Source organism: Halopseudomonas oceani (assembly GCF_002903165.1).
In the GTDB taxonomy this organism is placed as follows: domain Bacteria; phylum Pseudomonadota; class Gammaproteobacteria; order Pseudomonadales; family Pseudomonadaceae; genus Halopseudomonas; species Halopseudomonas oceani.
Genome location: NZ_PPSK01000013.1, coordinates 66646 through 82216 on the forward strand (window position 1 = coordinate 66646; position 15571 = coordinate 82216).

The following is a 15571-nucleotide window of genomic DNA, read 5'->3' on the forward strand; positions in this document are numbered from 1 at the left end:
CTGATCCGGTGCTTTGGCAACGTTGGCTTACCCGAGGCCTTAACGGTCTGATCTGGCTGCTGGTCGCCTGGCTGCTGGCGGCGGCTGCCTATGTCAGCCTTGGCCGTCAGCTGGTGCCGGTGGTCGCCGACTATCAGGCTGAACTGGTGGCCAAGGCCGAGTCCTTGTCTGGCCGGCACATCGAGCTGCGCTCGCTCAGTGGCCAGATGCAGGGTAGCCAGCCGGTGCTGACGCTGCGGGGGCTGCGGGTGCATGAAAACGCCGACCCCGATAGTCCGGTGCTGTTTGATCTGGATGATGTGACTGCTCGGCTGGATGTCTGGCGCAGTCTCTGGTTACGCCGGCCGGTGATGGACGCGCTGCAGATTCGCGGTCTGGCGCTGGCGCTGAGCGAAGATGAGCAGGGGCTTTGGCATCTGCAGGGGCTGGGCGAGCGAACACGGCAGGTTGGCGGGCTGGAAAAGGCGCTCACCGCACTGCGTGAGCATCACCGTATTACCCTGCTCGACACCCAGATTCGGGTGAGCCCGTTCGGTGAGCCTGAGTGGCAGTTTGAGCACGGCGAAATGACACTGCTAAACGGGCTGGATTGGCAGCGGCTGGATGGCCGCGTGAGCTTGCCGGATGGTGAGCAGTTGCACTGGCAAATCAGTGCACTGGTGCCCGGCAATGACCTGAGCGCTGCGTCCTTTGGCTTCTTTCTGGAAATCCCGGCCAGTGACTGGAGTCGCTGGCTGCCGGAAGACTGGCTTGATCGAGCTCATCTACGTCAGCTTTCGGCTGGCGGGCGGTTCTGGGGAAGCTGGCAGGACCAGCGTCTGCAGCGTTTTCAAGGCACGCTCGTCGCCCCCGAGATCGGTCTGCGGACAGAAACCTCGGAACCGACCCTTAATGATCTCTTTGCCCGCTTTGAATACCGGGATGACGGCGACCGGCAAAGCCTGACGGTGCAGGACTTCAGCATGCACCTGGGTGAGGATGTGTGGCCGACGACCAACCTGCAAGGCCAGCGCGAGCGTAGCTCGGGGCGCTGGTCCCTGGCGTTGGACCGGCTGCTGCTTGACCGTGCGGCGCTCTGGCTGACGACGCTGGCGCCCAACCAGCCTGTTGCTGATCTCGCCACTGAACTCGCGCCGCAGGGCATTTTGCGTCAGCTGTCTGTCAGCGGCCAGGGGGCACTAGCTGACTGGCAGTCAATGCGCTTCGACGCAGCGCTGGAACAGGTAGGAGTGCAGGCGTTTCATAATGCACCGGCGTTCAGCGGTGTCAGTGGCACCCTCAGCGGCAGCCCGGCGCAGGGCGAGCTGCGTGTCAATAGCGATGTGTGGAGCATGCAGCTGCCGAACCTGTTTCCGCAGGCTTGGCAGTATGATCGCGCTCAGGGTGCCCTCCACTGGAGCTGGTCCCGCGAGCAGGGCTTGCTGCTGAATGTGCCGGGCATGGCTGTCACCGGCCCGCAGGGGCAAGGCAGTGCGCTGCTTGACCTGCACCTGCCGCCCAAGGGGCAGACGCCGACTATGGATTTGCGCGTCGCCCTGCGCAATTCGACGGCCGACCAGCATCAACCCTATCTCCCGTTGCGCTCGCCGGGTTTTAGCCCTGCTCTGGCCAAGTGGCTGGCCGCCAGTGAGGTCAAGGGCAGCGTCCCGCTGGCGATCTTCGAGTATCACGGCTCGTTGCTAAAGGGGGCTACACCGGAGGAACGGCAAATCGGTCTGTATGCGCAGTTGCGTGACGGCAAGATGCACTTTCAGCCGGGCTGGCCTGCTCTGACTGAGATTGATGGTGAACTGCTGCTGCGTGACGGCGAGTTGACCGTGTCTAGTCGTCATGCCCGTTTGCTGGATTCGGTTTCGACCCAGGCGCAGGCCCAGGCTCAGCTGTTACACCGAACCGGTCCGGCGGTACTCGCTGTCGAGTCCAATTTCAGCGGCCCGCTCGCTGACGCGCTGAAGCTGATGCAGGATGGTCCGCTGGCAGAGCTGACGGGTAATCCTCTGGTCGGCTGGCGCGGTGACGGAACCGTGTCCGGAATCCTTGAACTTGCCATTCCGCTGCAGCGTACCGAAGATCCGGCAGCGCATCTTGCGGTTGATCTCAGCTCCGACGTACAGGCCAGTCGGGTGGATATTCCAATGCTGCAGGCACCCATCGAGAACGCCAGCGGTCATCTGCACTACTCACGTGAAGACGGGCTGAGTGCCAACAACCTGAACGGCCGCTTTCTGGGTGCTGCCGTCAGCGGCAGTATGGCGCCGAGAGGCGCGCGTGGTCAGCGTTTGCGGCTTAACGGGCAACACCCGGTTGAGGCGTTGCGCCAGTGGCGACTGTTGCCGCGTATTCCCTCAGGGATCGCCAAGGGGGCGGTGGCTTGGCAGGCGGTACTGGATATTCGCGCTGGTCAGCAGGATCTGACTGTGACCAGCGACCTCAAAGGGGTCGAGTTGACGGTACCTGAGCCTTTCGCCAAGTCGGCCGAGACACCACGAGAACTGACGCTACAGATGACGTTGGCCAGGGGGACGCAGACCTGGCAGGTTAGCTCAGACGATGGCCTGCGCGGTCTGCTGCGCTACCGCAACGGTCAACTTGCGGGAGATCTGCGTTACGCCAGTGGCTCGCCGCAGCAACCGACCGGCCAGGGGCTGAACCTTCAGGCGCGGGTGCCGACGTTGGACTGGGAAAGCTGGCGTAGCTGGGCTGCAGGCCTCAGCAATGCCAATGGTACCAGCCGGACAGCCAGCGCCGATGGCGGCGTATTGGCAGAGCTCCTGCGTCAGCTTGACGTGCGTGCCGACACCTTTACCGGATTTGGCCTGACTCTCGCGGATACCCACGCGTTGGTTGCGCGTGAGGCCGCGCACTGGCGCGTGACCGTTGATCAGGCCGATGTCGCTGGTCGGATCCTGGTACCGGACGACTCGGCGCAGCCGATTGACATCGCGCTGCAGAGACTGCGGCTAAACGCGGTAGATGAAGACATCAGCAAGCTGCCGGTGGTAATGCCAAGTGATGTCGCAAGCGAAGCCGAGCCGCCTGACCCTCTCGCTGATTTCCGACCCTCTACCTTGCCGCCACTGGATGTTCGTATTGAACAGCTTTCCTGGGGGAATAAGCCCATCGGCCTGGCGCGGTTCAACCTGCGTCCGGACGCAACCGGGGCGCGGCTGCCTGATCTGGAGCTAAATCTTCGCGGGCTTGTCCTCAAGGGTACGATGGACTGGCGTGAACAGCCGGCTCACAGCGTTTTTGAGGGTAGTCTGGAAACGGAAGATGTTGGAAAGGCGCTGAAGGCCTGGGGGTATGCGCCGACGATCACCAGCAAGCGCTTTGTGGTCAATGCGGCATTGAACTGGCCGGGCTCACCCGCGGCATTCAAGCTGCGCCGGGCGTCGGGTACGTTGGGTATTGAGGCCCGTGATGGCATGTTGCAGAGCGGCGAGACCAGCGCCGAGGCGCTTCGGGTATTTGGATTGCTCAACTTCAACGCCTTGACCCGGCGCCTGCGGCTCGATTTCTCGGATATCTTCAGCAAGGGCACAGCCTACGACACCCTAGACGCAGGGCTGTATGTAGACAACGGTGTGCTGCATAGTGAACAGCCGATGGTATTGGAAGGGCCCGGCGTCAAGATTCAGGGCGAAGGTAGCCTCGATCTGCGCAACAATCAGGTTGATATGGGCATGGTGGTGACCCTGCCGGTGACCAACAACCTGCCACTGGCGGCGCTGATCGCCGGCGCACCGCAGATTGGCGGCGTACTGTTTCTGGCCGACAAGATCCTCGGCGACAAGGTCGCCCGCTTTGCTTCGGTGAAATACAAGATCAGCGGTGACTGGCAGCAGCCCACGGTCGAGTTTGACCGCGCGTTTGATGACAAGGCCGCACTGGAGGAAGACTGATGTCCACGGTTGCTGCGATTCAGATGACCAGTGGCCCGGTGGTGGCCGATAACCTGAGGCGGGCCGCCGAGCTGATCGCCGAGGCGGCGGAGCAGGGCGCTGAGCTGGTGTTGTTACCCGAGTGTTTTGGCGCTTTCGGTAACCGCTCGCTGCAGGCCATTGCTGAGGCAGAGTGGGGGGCTGAGCGCCCGATTCGCCGTTTCCTTGCCGATCAGGCCAGGGCCCACGGTCTCTGGGTGATTGGCGGCAGTTTGCCGTTGCCGGTGAGTGCGAACGGCAAACCGCTGGCATGTCAGCTGGTAGTGGACGAGCGGGGACACGAGGTGGCGCGCTACGACAAGCTGCATCTGTTTGACGTGGATGTGGCCGACAGCCACGGCAGCTACCGCGAGTCCCGTGATTACGGCTTTGGTGAGCAGGTGTTGTGTGTCGACAGTCCGGTTGGGCGAGTTGGCCTGAGTATCTGCTACGATGTGCGCTTTCCCGAGTTGTATCAGGCATTGCGTGCCGATGGTGCCGAGCTGATTGTGGTCCCGGCAGCGTTTACTGCGGTTACCGGCGCTGCGCACTGGGAAGTTCTGCTGCGCGCGCGGGCGATCGAAACGCAGTGCTGGGTGCTGGCGGCCAACCAGACCGGTCAGCATCCCAGTGGTCGTCAGACCTTTGGCCACAGTTGTTTGATTGATCCCTGGGGAGCCGTGCAGGCCTGCTTGCCGAGCGGCGAAGGGGTCGTTGTCGGCAAACTGGATCCTGCTCAGCTCGAGGCCGTGCGCACACGCATGCCGATCCTCAGCCACCGTCGTTTTGCCCTGGCAGCCCAGCCGCTGCCCGTGGCCAAGGAGTCCGAACATGAGTGACCTGATTACCCACGCCGAGCAGGCGCTGCTGCAGCCTGCCGACCTTACGCCCGATGCGGTTGCCGGCGTCCTTGGTACCTTGCTGCAGGCACCGGGCGTCGACGCCGCCGACCTGTATTTTCAGCATCAGCTGAGCGAGTCCTGGGTGCTGGAAGATGGCATCGTTAAGGATGGCAGCTTTCACGTTGACCAAGGCGTCGGCGTGCGTGCCCTGTCTGGCGAAAAAACCGGTTTTGCCTACAGCAATGATATTCGATTGCCCGCGCTGACCCAGGCCGCCGGTGCCGCCCGCTCGATTGCCCGGGCCGGTCAGTCTGGCAGTGTACAGGCCTGGCGGCGCCCTGAATGCTCGCCGCTGTACTCGGCGGTCAACCCGCTGGATGTCATGCCGCAGGCCGACAAAGTCAGCTTCCTGCAGCGCATCGATGCCTTCACCCGTAGCCTTGATCCGCGCATCACTCAGGTCAGCGTGAGCCTCAGTGGTGTGCACGACACCGTTATGGTGGCGGCCAGTGATGGCACTTGGGCCGGTGATATTCGTCCGCTGGTACGCATGAACGTCAGCGTGATCATGGAGCACAATGGCCGCCGCGAGCGCGGCAGCAGCGGTGGCGGCGGGCGAACCGACTATCTCTATTTTGCAGCCGAAGAACGTGCCCTTGGTTATGCCCGTGAGGCAGTGCGCCAGGCTTCGATCAACCTTGAAGCCATTGCGGCGCCAGCTGGCAGCATGCCGGTGGTAATGGGCCCCGGCTGGTCTGGCGTGCTGCTACACGAGGCGGTCGGTCATGGTCTTGAGGGGGACTTCAACCGCAAAGGCAGCTCGGCCTACAGCGGTCGTGTTGGCGAGAAGGTTGCGTCAAGCCTCTGCACCATCGTCGATGACGGTACTCTGCCCGGTCGTCGCGGCTCGCTGACGATGGATGACGAAGGCGTGCCGAGCAACTGCACCACGCTGATCGAGAACGGCGTACTCAAGGGTTACATGCAGGACAAGCTCAATGCCCGTCTGATGGGCGTGGCTGCGACGGGCAACGGTCGCCGCGAATCCTACGCGCACCTGCCCATGCCACGTATGACCAACACCTATATGCTGGCCGGCGAGAGCGACCCGGAAGAAATCATTGCGTCGGTCAAGAAGGGTATCTACTGCGCCAATCTGGGCGGTGGGCAGGTGGATATCACCAGCGGCAAGTTCGTGTTCTCCACCAGTGAGGCCTATTTGATCGAGGACGGCAAGATCACTGCGCCGGTGAAGGGCGCAACGCTGATTGGCAATGGTCCTGAGGCGATGAGCCGGGTGTCGATGGTCGGCCACGACCTCAAGCTCGATACTGGCGTCGGTGTGTGCGGCAAGGATGGACAGTCGGTGCCGGTCGGCGTCGGCCAGCCGACGCTGAAGATTGATCAGATTACGGTAGGCGGCACCGGCTGACGCCGGTCCCGCAGCCACAAGCTTCAAGTCAAACCGGATTGTGCTTTGGTTTGGGTTCTCAGCTGGTGCTGTTACCCAATGATGTTTTGATTGCAGCCAAGGTCTGCCTCGCACGGTTTTTTGCTTGCAGCTTGAGGCTTGGAGCTATCACCGCCCCTCAAACCGCCCGGCCAGCCGGTTCTTGCGGACCTGGTCGACCGGAAATACCTTGCCGCTCATGGCGACATAGACTCCGTGGGGCAGGCAGTTGAGCGCGCCGACTGCCAGTCCGAGGTTGAAGCTGGCATCGGTATCGCGAAAACGGGCCGGCTGCATGGCGCCGGTCAGTACGATGACCTTGTCGTCGATATCGGCCAGTGCGGCGCCGGTTACCGTCATGGTGTCGGTGCCGTGGGTAATGAGGATATGCTCGTAGGGGCAGGCGGCGACTTTGGCGTGAATCAGGTCTCGATCGGCATCGGTCAGCTCCAGGCTGTCCTTGCGGGTCAGCGATTCGACGCTGTACTCAAAACCGACGCGGGCCTGCTGCAGAATGTCCGTTGCCATCGGCTCACCAATCTGAAAGTCGCTGAGAGCGTCGAAGTAGACCTTGTCGATGGTTCCACCGGTAGAGAAAATTTGAATGAACATCCTGTTTCCTTGCTGATGAGTCTGTCTGCACATGTCTGCTGATATTGAACAGTGTACCGCGCCGATGCGGACCTGGTGGGTGTATATGGTGCGCGCCGAGAATGGTCACCTCTATACCGGGATCAGTGTTGATCCGCAGCGCCGTTTTGCCCAGCACCAGCGCGGCAAGGGTGCGAGGTTTTTTAATCGCAGCCCGGCGGCGGCATTGGTGTGGCGCCGCGAGTGTGCCGACCACGGCGATGCGCTGCGGCAGGAAATCGCCATCAAGGCGCTCACGCGCAAGGCCAAGGAGCGGCTCATCAGTCAGTTGGATGAACCTTCATCAACTGCGGCGAGAGACTAGTCAGCGCGCCGCTTGCGGGTCTAAAGTGGCTGCTCAATTTGCCGGAGAGCTGTCATGACTGATCTGATTCTGCACCATTACCCGCAATCTCCCTTTGCCGAAAAAGCACGCCTGATGCTGGGGTTCAAAGGCTTGTCCTGGCACTCGGTGATGATTCCGCCAGTGATGCCAAAACCGGACCTGACAGCACTGACCGGTGGTTATCGTCGCACTCCCGTGCTGCAAATCGGCGCTGATATCTACTGTGATACTGCGCTTATCGCCCGCCGCCTGGAGCAGGAGAAGGCCGGTCCGGCGCTGTTCCCCGAGGGGCAGGAAGCTGCTGCCGCCGGTCTGGCTCAGGTGGCCGATCAGGTGTTGTTTCAGCACGCGGTTGCGATCAACTTCCAGCCGCAGGGGTTAGCCGAGCGCTTTGCCGGCCTGCCAGAGCAGGTGGTCAAGGCGTTTGTGGCAGACCGCCAGAAACTGTTCAGCGGCGGCACGGCAAGCCGACTGGAGACTGAAGTGGCTCTCAGCCAATGGCCGGCACTGCTGTCGCGGTTGGAGCTGCAGCTGGAGCGCGATGGCGACTTCCTGCTCGGCGAGCACGCCAGCGTCGCTGACTTTGCCCATTACCATGCACTCTGGTTTGTTGCCAGCAACCGTGCTGTTGCTGCGGCGCTTGAACCCTACCCTGCGGTGCGCGCCTGGATGCAGCGAGTGGCTGACTTTGGTCATGGCTCACACACGGAAATGGCTGGTGAGCAGGCCATTGCCATTGCTCGCGACAGCGCGCCGGCAGCACTGCCAGCGGATGCGATTGCCAGTCCCGGTGGTTTCGAAACCGGTCAGTCGGTGACCGTCAGTGCCGTTGATTACGGCACGGATGAAGTCTCAGGTACGCTGGTGTTCGAGGGTGAGGAAGAGATTATCATTGCCCGCGAAGACGAGCGCGCGGGTCTGGTGCACGTCCACTTCCCGCGGTTCGGGTTCCGTATTCGCGCGGTCTGATCCTTGCGTGCGGCGTGCTTGTCACGCCGCCAATCTTTATGAGCAGTATCGTCTCCGGCCTACGGGTGTGAGCTGGCCAGCAGGAGCCGGGTGTGGCGCTGCTCCAGCAGGTTAAAGATCAGCTTGCCCGGCAGGGCGTTCTTCCAAGTCAGGAACAGCGCACCCTTCAGTGTCAAAGCACGCCTGCCCTGATCGTCTATTTCGGGTTTGCAGTAGCCGAGTCGAACCAGCTCATCTGACTCGCGGGCGATGAACGCCTCGATCGGCTGGAAGCCCTGATCGCTGGGGTAGGGGATCGCGGGCGCCGAGTTGGGTAGTCGTTTACGCAACCGCTGCAGGGTGCCAAACAGCAGTTTCAGGTTGTTGACCTCGCTCAGACGGACGCCCAGACGGCATGGCATGCTCGGGTATGACGACAAGGTAGGCGCGTTGTGCACATCCAGCAAACTGCCGTCGGCGTACAGTTGAGTGAACTCGGCGTAGGTTACCCGTCGCTTCCCGCTGGTCATGGTGACCAGCATGGCCGCCGCCTGATCCCGCGGATGAACGTACAGTGAAAAGTGGCTGACCGTGTGGCTGGAAGGCAGAGCGGAAGACCCTACGTGGGCAAACTGCAGTTCCTGGAGCTGTTCATCGAGTTGCTGGAAGACGTCGCCGCGTTCGGCGAGGAAGCATTCGCGGTCGGTATCGCTGAAGCGGACCCTGGCAGGAATTCGCTGGGTGCGCATAACCAGCCACGGACCGATCACGTTGATTGCGATCAGAGGTACAAACAGGACCACCAGCAACAGGTTAAACACGGCCTGTTCCTCCCATTCATTGTTCTTTTGATGATGGGGGCAAAGGATCACCATCGCTGTGGAAAAGGTTTAGTTCAGGATCACCGACAGGTCAACGGCAAGGTGCCGGGCGGCTGCGTGCATGGGCAGATCGGCGTATGCTGTCTGACCGCTGGGTGCGCTGCGAAAATGGCGTAGTGATCTATTCGAGTCATGATTGTTGGGGGGCGTGTGGACAGCATCATCGTTGTAGACAACCTGACCAAGACCTACGAGACCGGGTTTCGGGCGCTCAAGGGTGTCAGTCTGAGCATCCGGCGCGGCGAGATTTTCGCCCTGCTCGGACCCAATGGAGCAGGCAAAACCACCATGATCAGCATCATCTGCGGCCTGGTTAACGCCAGCAGCGGCCAAGTGCTGGTCGACGGGTATGACAACGTGCGCGAGTATCGCAAGGCACGCAGTCGAATAGGCCTGGTACCGCAGGAACTGACCAACAACATGTTCGACAGCGTCTGGGCAACGGTTCGCCTCAGTCGTGGTCTGTTTGGCAAACCGCGCAATGACGCGCTGCTGGAGCAGATCCTGCGCGAGCTGTCGCTGTGGGATAAGCGTGAGGAACGGATCATGGCGCTGTCTGGCGGCATGAAGCGTCGGGTGCTGATTGCCAAGGCGCTGGCCCATGAGCCTGAGGTGCTGTTCCTCGACGAGCCGACCGCCGGCGTTGATGTCGAGCTGCGGCGCGATATGTGGAACATGGTGCGCCGGCTGCAGGAACGTGGGGTAACTATCATCCTCACCACCCACTACATCGAAGAAGCCGAGGAGATGGCCGACCGTATTGGGGTGATTCGTCAGGGCGAGCTGATTCTCACCGAAGACAAGAACACCCTGATGCAGCAGTTAGGTACTCGCCAGCTGACCTTGCAGCTGCAGCAGCCGCTGGAGGCGGTGCCCGAAGCGCTGACCGGTTATCCACTGGCGCTCGGTGAACAGGGCTATGCGCTGGTGTATACCTTTGATGCCAAGGCTGAGCAAAGCGGCATTGCGGAGCTGCTCAAGCGCATCGACCAGTTGGGGATCGAGGTGCGTGACCTGCATTCGAGCCAAAGCTCGCTGGAGGACATCTTTGTTGGCCTCGTTCATAGCCGGGCGCAGACGGATCAACAGGCAGCGGGAGAATCGGCATGAATCTGTATGGGGTAAAGGCGATCTATCTGTCGGAAATGGCGCGGATGATGCGTACCCGGCTGCAGAGTATCGCCTCGCCGGTAATCTCGACCTCGCTGTATTTCATCGTGTTCGGTGCTGCAATCGGTACGCGTATGACCGAGGTGGACGGGGTCAGCTATGGTGCCTTCATCATTCCGGGTCTGATCATGCTGATGCTGCTGAACGAAAGCATCTCCAATGCGTCGTTCGGCATCTACATGCCGCGCTTTACCGGCACCATCTACGAAGTACTGTCGGCACCGGTGTCGCCGGTTGAAATAGTCGTCGGTTATGTCGGCGCGGCTGCGACCAAGTCGGTACTGCTCGGCTTGCTCGTACTGCTTACGGCACGGTTGTTTGTCGATTACGAAATCCAGCACCCGGTCTGGATGCTCGGCTTTCTGATCCTGACGGCGGTGACCTTCAGTCTGTTCGGTTTCATCATTGGCGTCTGGGCGGATGGTTTCGAGAAGCTGCAGATCATCCCGCTGATGATTGTCACACCGCTGGCGTTTCTGGGTGGCAGCTTTTACTCGATCACCATGCTGCCGCCGTTCTGGCAGACGGTGACGTTGTTCAACCCAGTGGTGTATCTGATCAGCGGTTTCCGCTGGAGCTTCTACGGCGCGGCTGATGTGCACATTGGCGTGAGCGTAGGGATGACGCTGGTGTTTCTGACCCTGTGCACCAGTGCGGTCTGGTGGATCTTCCGCACCGGCTACCGGATCAAGCCCTGAGGTGAGGCAAGCGGCGCTCAGCGCCGCTTGTTGCGCAGTTGTTGTACCAGCCCCTTGGGCGGGTGGCGGATAACCAGGGCGTCTTCGCTTTCGTCGTACTCCACCCGCTCGCCAAGCAGATGTGACTCAAAGCTGATCGACAGGCCATCGGCCTTGCCGTAGTAGCGCATGAAATTGTTGATTGCGCGCTTGTCGGCGGGCATCTCCGGATTCAGGCCGTAGTCCTTGTTGCGGATGTAGTCGTAGAAGGCGCGGGGATGCTCTTCGTCGATCACGCCCGACAGTTCTTCCAGTGCGACCTGCTCACCGGCACGGCTCTGGCTGTTGACGTAGCTGCTCATCGCCTTGGCCTTGTCCTTGACCAGCTCGGGCTCAAGGGAGGCTTCGCCGACGTAGTCGCTGAAGGCCTGCAGCAGGGTGTTGGTGTCTTCTTCCGGGTTGGAGCCTTCCACGCAGCCGATGAAGTCGCGGAAGTAGTCCGACACCCGTTTGCCGCTGCGCCCGCGAATAAACGAGATATAGTTTTTCGCGCTGGCGTTCTGCTTCCACTCGGTCAGGTTGATGCGTGCCGCCATGTTCAGACTGGACAGGTCCAGATGGCGGGCGGCAGCCACATCCAGCTCATCGGTTACGGTCACGCCTTCGGTGTGGTGCAGCAGGGCGATGACCAGAAACGCGGTCATGCCCTGACGGTAGCGGATGAACAGTACGTGGCCGCCGAGCGCCAGGTTGGAGCCTTCCATCAGGGTCTTGAGGTGCTCGGTCGCCTGACTGGAGAAGCGCACGAAGTCCAGCTCCTGATCCACCAACTGCTGCAGCCAGCCGCTGAACGGGTAGGCGCCGCTTTCCTCGTGGAAGTAGCCCCAGGCCTTGTTCGGCTTGCTGTTGTAAGCCTCAATCAGACCGGCCAGCAGTTGCTCCAGTGCTTCGGAGCTGGCCAGCTCGGCGTCACGCAGGGTCAGGCTGGCCGGTTGGCCGTCGGGCTTCTTGTGAATCTGATGAACGATGCTGTTGTCGATGGGCATGGGACGGTCCGCAATCACTCAGGGCGACCCTGCCGCTCGGTGAGCGGCAGGGTCAGGTGGGGTTACAGGCTGGCAATACGGGCGCGCTGCTCGCTTAGCTGGGTGAGGGCCTGTTCTGCGTCGGCCAGCTTGGCGCGCTCTTTGTCGATCACCGCAGCCGGAGCCTTGTCGACGAAGCCAGCGTTGGACAGCTTGCCGCCAATCCGTTTGACCTCGCCGTCGAGGCGGCCGATTTCTTTGTCCAGGCGCGCCAGCTCGGCGGTCTTGTCGATCAGGCCGGCCATCGGCACCAGCACTTCCAGCTCGCCTACCAGTGCGGTTGCGGCCAGCGGCGCTTCTTCATTCTCCGCCAGCACCTGCACGCTGGACAGCTTGGCCAGCTTCTTCAGGAAGGCTTCGTTTTCCGTCAGGCGGCGAATATCTTCGTCGCTGGCCTTGCGCAGCATGACTTCCAGCTCTTTGCCAGGCGCCACGTTCATCTCGCCGCGGATGTTACGCACACCCAGAATCAGCGATTTCAGCCACTCGGCATCGCCCTCGGCGCCGGCGTCGATGCGGCTGTTGTCCGCTTCCGGCCACGGCTGCAGCATGATGGTCGGGCCGCTCTTGCCTGCCAGCGGCGCGATACGCTGCCAGATTTCCTCGGTGATGAAGGGCATGAACGGATGGGCCAGGCGCAGGGCCGCTTCCAGTACGCGCACCAGGGTGCGACGGGTGCCGCGCTGGCGCTCGGCCGGAGCGTTCTCGTCCCACAGCACCGGCTTGGACAGCTCCAGATACCAGTCACAGTACTGGTTCCAGATGAACTCGTAGAGCGCGTTGGCGGCCAGGTCGAAGCGGAACTGGTCCAGCTGGCGGGTGACTTCAGTTTCGGTGCGCTGCAGCTGGGAGATGATCCAGCGGTCAGCCAGCGTCAGCTCGACGGTCTCGCCAGCGGCGCCGCAGTCCTTGTCTTCACACTGCATCATCACGTAACGCGCAGCGTTCCAGATCTTGTTGCAGAAGTTTCGGTAGCCTTCGACGCGGCCCATGTCGAACTTGATGTCACGGCCGGTGGAGGCCAGCGAGCAGTTGGTGAAGCGCAGCGCGTCGGTACCGTAGGCGGCGATACCGTCCGGGAATTCGGCGCGGGTCTGCTTTTCGATCTTGGCCGCCAGCTTGGGCTGCATCATGCCGCTGGTGCGTTTCTGTACCAGTGATTCGAGGTCGATGCCGTCGATGATGTCCAGCGGGTCGAGCACGTTGCCCTTGGACTTGGACATCTTCTGGCCCTGACCGTCGCGCACCAGACCGTGCACGTAGACGGTCTTGAACGGGATCTGCGCCGTGCCGTCGTCATGCTTCATCAGGTGCATGGTCAGCATGATCATGCGGGCCACCCAGAAGAAGATGATGTCGAAACCGGTCACCAGTACGTCGGTTGGGTGGAAGGTTTTCAGTGCTTCGGTCTGTTCCGGCCAGCCGAGGGTGGAGAAGGTCCACAGGCCGGAGCTGAACCAGGTGTCGAGCACGTCTTCATCCTGACGCAGCACGCCCAGACCGCAGGCCAAGGCGGCATTCTTGAGTTCCTCCAGGGTCGGCAGCTCGGCTTCTGCTTCACGGTCGTTGGCTTCCAGCGCCTTGCGATAGGCTTCCTCTTCGTCACGTCCAACGTAGACGTTGCCAGCGGCGTCGTACCAGGCCGGGATGCGGTGGCCCCACCACAGCTGACGGGAGATGCACCAGTCCTGAATGTCACGCATCCAGCTGAAGTACATGTTCTCGTATTGCTTGGGCACAAACTGGATGCGGCCGTCTTCGACGGCGGCAATCGCCGGCTCGGCCAGCGGCTTGGTGGAGACGTACCACTGGTCGGTCAGCCACGGCTCGATGACCACGCCGGAGCGGTCGCCTTTGGGCACCTTGAGGGCGTGCGGCTCGATCTTCTCGAGCAGGCCAAGGGCATCGAAGTCCTCGACGATCTTCTTGCGCGCCTCGAAGCGGTCCATGCCGGCGTAGGCCTCGGGCAGGGTGGCGTCGATCTCGTTGTTGACGCTGCCGTCGATGTTGAACACCTGGGCGCGGGCCAGTACGGCGGCGTTCTGGTCGAGGACGTTGATCAGCGGCAGGCTGTGGCGCTTGCCGACTTCGTAGTCGTTGAAGTCGTGGGCGGGGGTCATCTTCACGCAGCCGGTGCCGAACTCCGGGTCGCAGTAGTCGTCGGCGATGATCGGGATGCGGCGGCCGACCAGAGGCAGCTCGACGAACTTGCCAATCAGCGCTTGATAACGCTCGTCTTCCGGGTTTACTGCAACCGCGCTGTCACCCAGCATGGTTTCCGGGCGCGTGGTGGCGACGATCAGATAGTCCTTGCCATCAGCGGTGGTAGCACCGTCAGCCAGCGGGTAGCGCAGGTTCCACAGTGAGCCCTGCTCGTCGTGGTTTTCCACTTCCAGATCGGAAATCGCGGTGTGCAGTTTCGGGTCCCAGTTGACCAGACGTTTGCCGCGGTAGATCAGACCGTCCTCATGCAGGCGCACGAAGGCTTCCTTGACCGCTTCGGACAGGCCATCGTCCATGGTGAAGCGCTCGCGGCTCCAGTCGACCGAACTGCCCAGTCGGCGAATCTGGCGAGTAATGTTTCCGCCGGACTCTTCTTTCCACTCCCAGACCTTTTCAAGGAACTTCTCGCGGCCCAGATCGTGGCGGTTGACACCCTGTGCGGCCAGCTGGCGCTCGACTACCATCTGGGTGGCGATACCGGCGTGGTCTGTGCCTGGCTGCCACAGGGTGTTGCGGCCTTGCATGCGGCGGAAGCGGATCAGCGCATCCATGATCGCGTTGTTGAAGCCGTGGCCCATGTGCAGGCTGCCGGTCACGTTTGGCGGCGGCAGGGCAATGGTGTAGGACTCGCCCGAGCCCTGGGGGGCAAAGTAGTTGTTCTGCTCCCAGGTCTGGTACCAGGAAGTTTCGATGGCGTGGGGCTGGTAAGTCTTGTCCATGGGTGTTGTGGCTATCCGGCTGTTCAGGAGTGGCAGGCGCTGGAGACGCGGCAGGCGTCGAGCGCGCAGGAAAAGCCGCCATTATAGCGGGCTGAGGCGATCAAGGCCCAGCCCGTCGGGCGCGTGAAGCGAGGAATAATTACCAGTGAGCGGCTAACTGCGGCTCTGACGCGAAAATCAGCGGCTTACTTGAGCTGCTCGCGGATGATCTGTTGCAGTCGGCCCTGCATGCGTTTGCGCAGTTCTGCCTCGATGGTTGGGATCAGATCGTCGATCACTTCCTGCAGCAGTAGCTGGGCTTCGGACTGCAGCCGGGCTTCCAGTCGCATCTCACGGGCACTGCTGGTGGCGGGCACTGGTTGGCTTGGTGTCGGCTGGGTCAGCAACTGGTCTAGCTGCATACGTTCTTCAGCCAGCCGGGCCAGCGAGGCATAGGGCAGGAATGGGTTATGCGATTTGCTTAGCGGTGCCTGGGGGGTTGGCTGTTCGGTGGAATCGAGCGCGCTCAACGGTGCTTCATTCGGGTTGATGATCACGTCCTGCAGCAGCGGAATATCCAGTTGGCCATCAGCCGTCTGGTCTCCTGATGGTGCCTCCGGGTGCTCATCCAGCAGCGTACGGATGGACTCCAGATCTTCCAGCAGCCGTGATGGCTCCGAGGGATCGCGCTGCTTCATCAT

12 protein-coding genes are annotated in these 15571 nt (G+C 61.7%); 7 read left to right on the forward strand and 5 right to left on the reverse strand.

The annotated features are described in order from the left end of the window. Nucleotides 1–8 precede the first annotated feature (8 nt). From C1949_RS13605 to tldD, 3 genes are read left to right on the forward strand one after another with little or no spacing between them, the layout of a single operon-like run. Nucleotides 9–3902, forward strand: coding sequence for a YhdP family protein (locus C1949_RS13605; protein ID WP_104739020.1), 3894 nt, complete (start codon nt 9–11; stop codon nt 3900–3902). Next, the gene (locus tag C1949_RS13610; protein ID WP_104739021.1) at nt 3902–4759 is read left to right on the forward strand and encodes a carbon-nitrogen hydrolase family protein; all 858 of its coding nucleotides are present in this window, start codon (nt 3902–3904) and stop codon (nt 4757–4759) included. Before C1949_RS13605 ends, C1949_RS13610 begins: the two co-directional genes overlap by 1 nt. Beyond that, nucleotides 4752–6194 (forward strand): metalloprotease TldD, encoded by a 1443-nt coding sequence (gene tldD, locus C1949_RS13615; RefSeq protein WP_104739022.1) that lies wholly within the window; start codon nt 4752–4754, stop codon nt 6192–6194. The genes C1949_RS13610 and tldD overlap by 8 nt, the downstream gene beginning before the upstream one ends. Before the next feature lie 147 nt (nt 6195–6341). Here the strand turns inward: tldD and C1949_RS13620 are convergent, their stop codons facing one another. Then, on the reverse strand, nt 6342–6824 hold the full coding sequence (locus C1949_RS13620; RefSeq protein WP_104739023.1) for an asparaginase domain-containing protein: 483 nt from the start codon (nt 6822–6824) through the stop codon (nt 6342–6344). Nucleotides 6825–6855: 31 nt separating this feature from the next. On the opposite strand from C1949_RS13620, the gene C1949_RS13625 reads away from it, so the two are divergent. Continuing rightward, nucleotides 6856–7167 (forward strand): GIY-YIG nuclease family protein, encoded by a 312-nt coding sequence (locus tag C1949_RS13625; RefSeq protein WP_104739024.1) that lies wholly within the window; start codon nt 6856–6858, stop codon nt 7165–7167. Nucleotides 7168–7221: 54 nt separating this feature from the next. Then, nucleotides 7222–8157: a glutathione S-transferase family protein gene (locus tag C1949_RS13630; protein WP_104739025.1), complete on the forward strand. Its 936-nt coding sequence runs from the start codon at nt 7222–7224 to the stop codon at nt 8155–8157. A 59-nt stretch (nt 8158–8216) separates the two neighbouring features. On the opposite strand, the gene C1949_RS13635 is transcribed toward C1949_RS13630, so the two are convergent. Then, a complete protein-coding gene (locus C1949_RS13635) occupies nt 8217–8957 on the reverse strand; it encodes a hypothetical protein (RefSeq protein WP_104739026.1) in 741 nt (246 codons plus the stop codon). Nucleotides 8958–9167: 210 nt separating this feature from the next. Between C1949_RS13635 and C1949_RS13640 the strand changes: the two genes are divergently transcribed. Together C1949_RS13640 and C1949_RS13645 are read left to right on the forward strand one after the other, a co-directional pair. Beyond that, a complete protein-coding gene (locus C1949_RS13640; RefSeq protein ID WP_170063078.1) occupies nt 9168–10127 on the forward strand; it encodes an ABC transporter ATP-binding protein in 960 nt (319 codons plus the stop codon). Further along, nucleotides 10124–10885, forward strand: coding sequence for an ABC transporter permease (locus C1949_RS13645; RefSeq protein WP_104739028.1), 762 nt, complete (start codon nt 10124–10126; stop codon nt 10883–10885). Before C1949_RS13640 ends, C1949_RS13645 begins: the two co-directional genes overlap by 4 nt. A 17-nt stretch (nt 10886–10902) precedes the next feature. Here C1949_RS13645 and yejK read toward each other — a convergent pair whose 3' ends face one another. The 3 genes from yejK to C1949_RS13660 all read right to left on the reverse strand — a co-directional run bounded on the left by yejK (nt 10903) and on the right by C1949_RS13660 (nt 15568). Continuing rightward, on the reverse strand, nt 10903–11910 hold the full coding sequence (gene yejK, locus C1949_RS13650) for a nucleoid-associated protein YejK (protein WP_104739029.1): 1008 nt from the start codon (nt 11908–11910) through the stop codon (nt 10903–10905). Between the two features lie 62 nt (nt 11911–11972). Next, nucleotides 11973–14891 (reverse strand): valine--tRNA ligase, encoded by a 2919-nt coding sequence (locus tag C1949_RS13655; RefSeq protein ID WP_104739030.1) that lies wholly within the window; start codon nt 14889–14891, stop codon nt 11973–11975. A gap of 185 nt (nt 14892–15076) precedes the next feature. Beyond that, on the reverse strand, nt 15077–15568 hold the full coding sequence (locus tag C1949_RS13660) for a hypothetical protein (protein WP_146040321.1): 492 nt from the start codon (nt 15566–15568) through the stop codon (nt 15077–15079). Nucleotides 15569–15571: the final 3 nt, after the last annotated feature.

Coding starts and splice junctions, on each gene's coding strand:
- C1949_RS13660 (WP_146040321.1), bottom strand. CDS start 15,568: ATGAAGCAGCGCGATCCCTCGGAGCCATCACGGCTGCTGGAAGATCTG.
- C1949_RS13620 (WP_104739023.1), bottom strand. CDS start 6,824: ATGTTCATTCAAATTTTCTCTACCGGTGGAACCATCGACAAGGTCTAC.
- C1949_RS13630 (WP_104739025.1), top strand. CDS start 7,222: ATGACTGATCTGATTCTGCACCATTACCCGCAATCTCCCTTTGCCGAA.
- C1949_RS13610 (WP_104739021.1), top strand. CDS start 3,902: ATGTCCACGGTTGCTGCGATTCAGATGACCAGTGGCCCGGTGGTGGCC.
- tldD (WP_104739022.1), top strand. CDS start 4,752: ATGAGTGACCTGATTACCCACGCCGAGCAGGCGCTGCTGCAGCCTGCC.
- C1949_RS13625 (WP_104739024.1), top strand. CDS start 6,856: ATGTCTGCTGATATTGAACAGTGTACCGCGCCGATGCGGACCTGGTGG.
- C1949_RS13655 (WP_104739030.1), bottom strand. CDS start 14,891: ATGGACAAGACTTACCAGCCCCACGCCATCGAAACTTCCTGGTACCAG.
- yejK (WP_104739029.1), bottom strand. CDS start 11,910: ATGCCCATCGACAACAGCATCGTTCATCAGATTCACAAGAAGCCCGAC.
- C1949_RS13645 (WP_104739028.1), top strand. CDS start 10,124: ATGAATCTGTATGGGGTAAAGGCGATCTATCTGTCGGAAATGGCGCGG.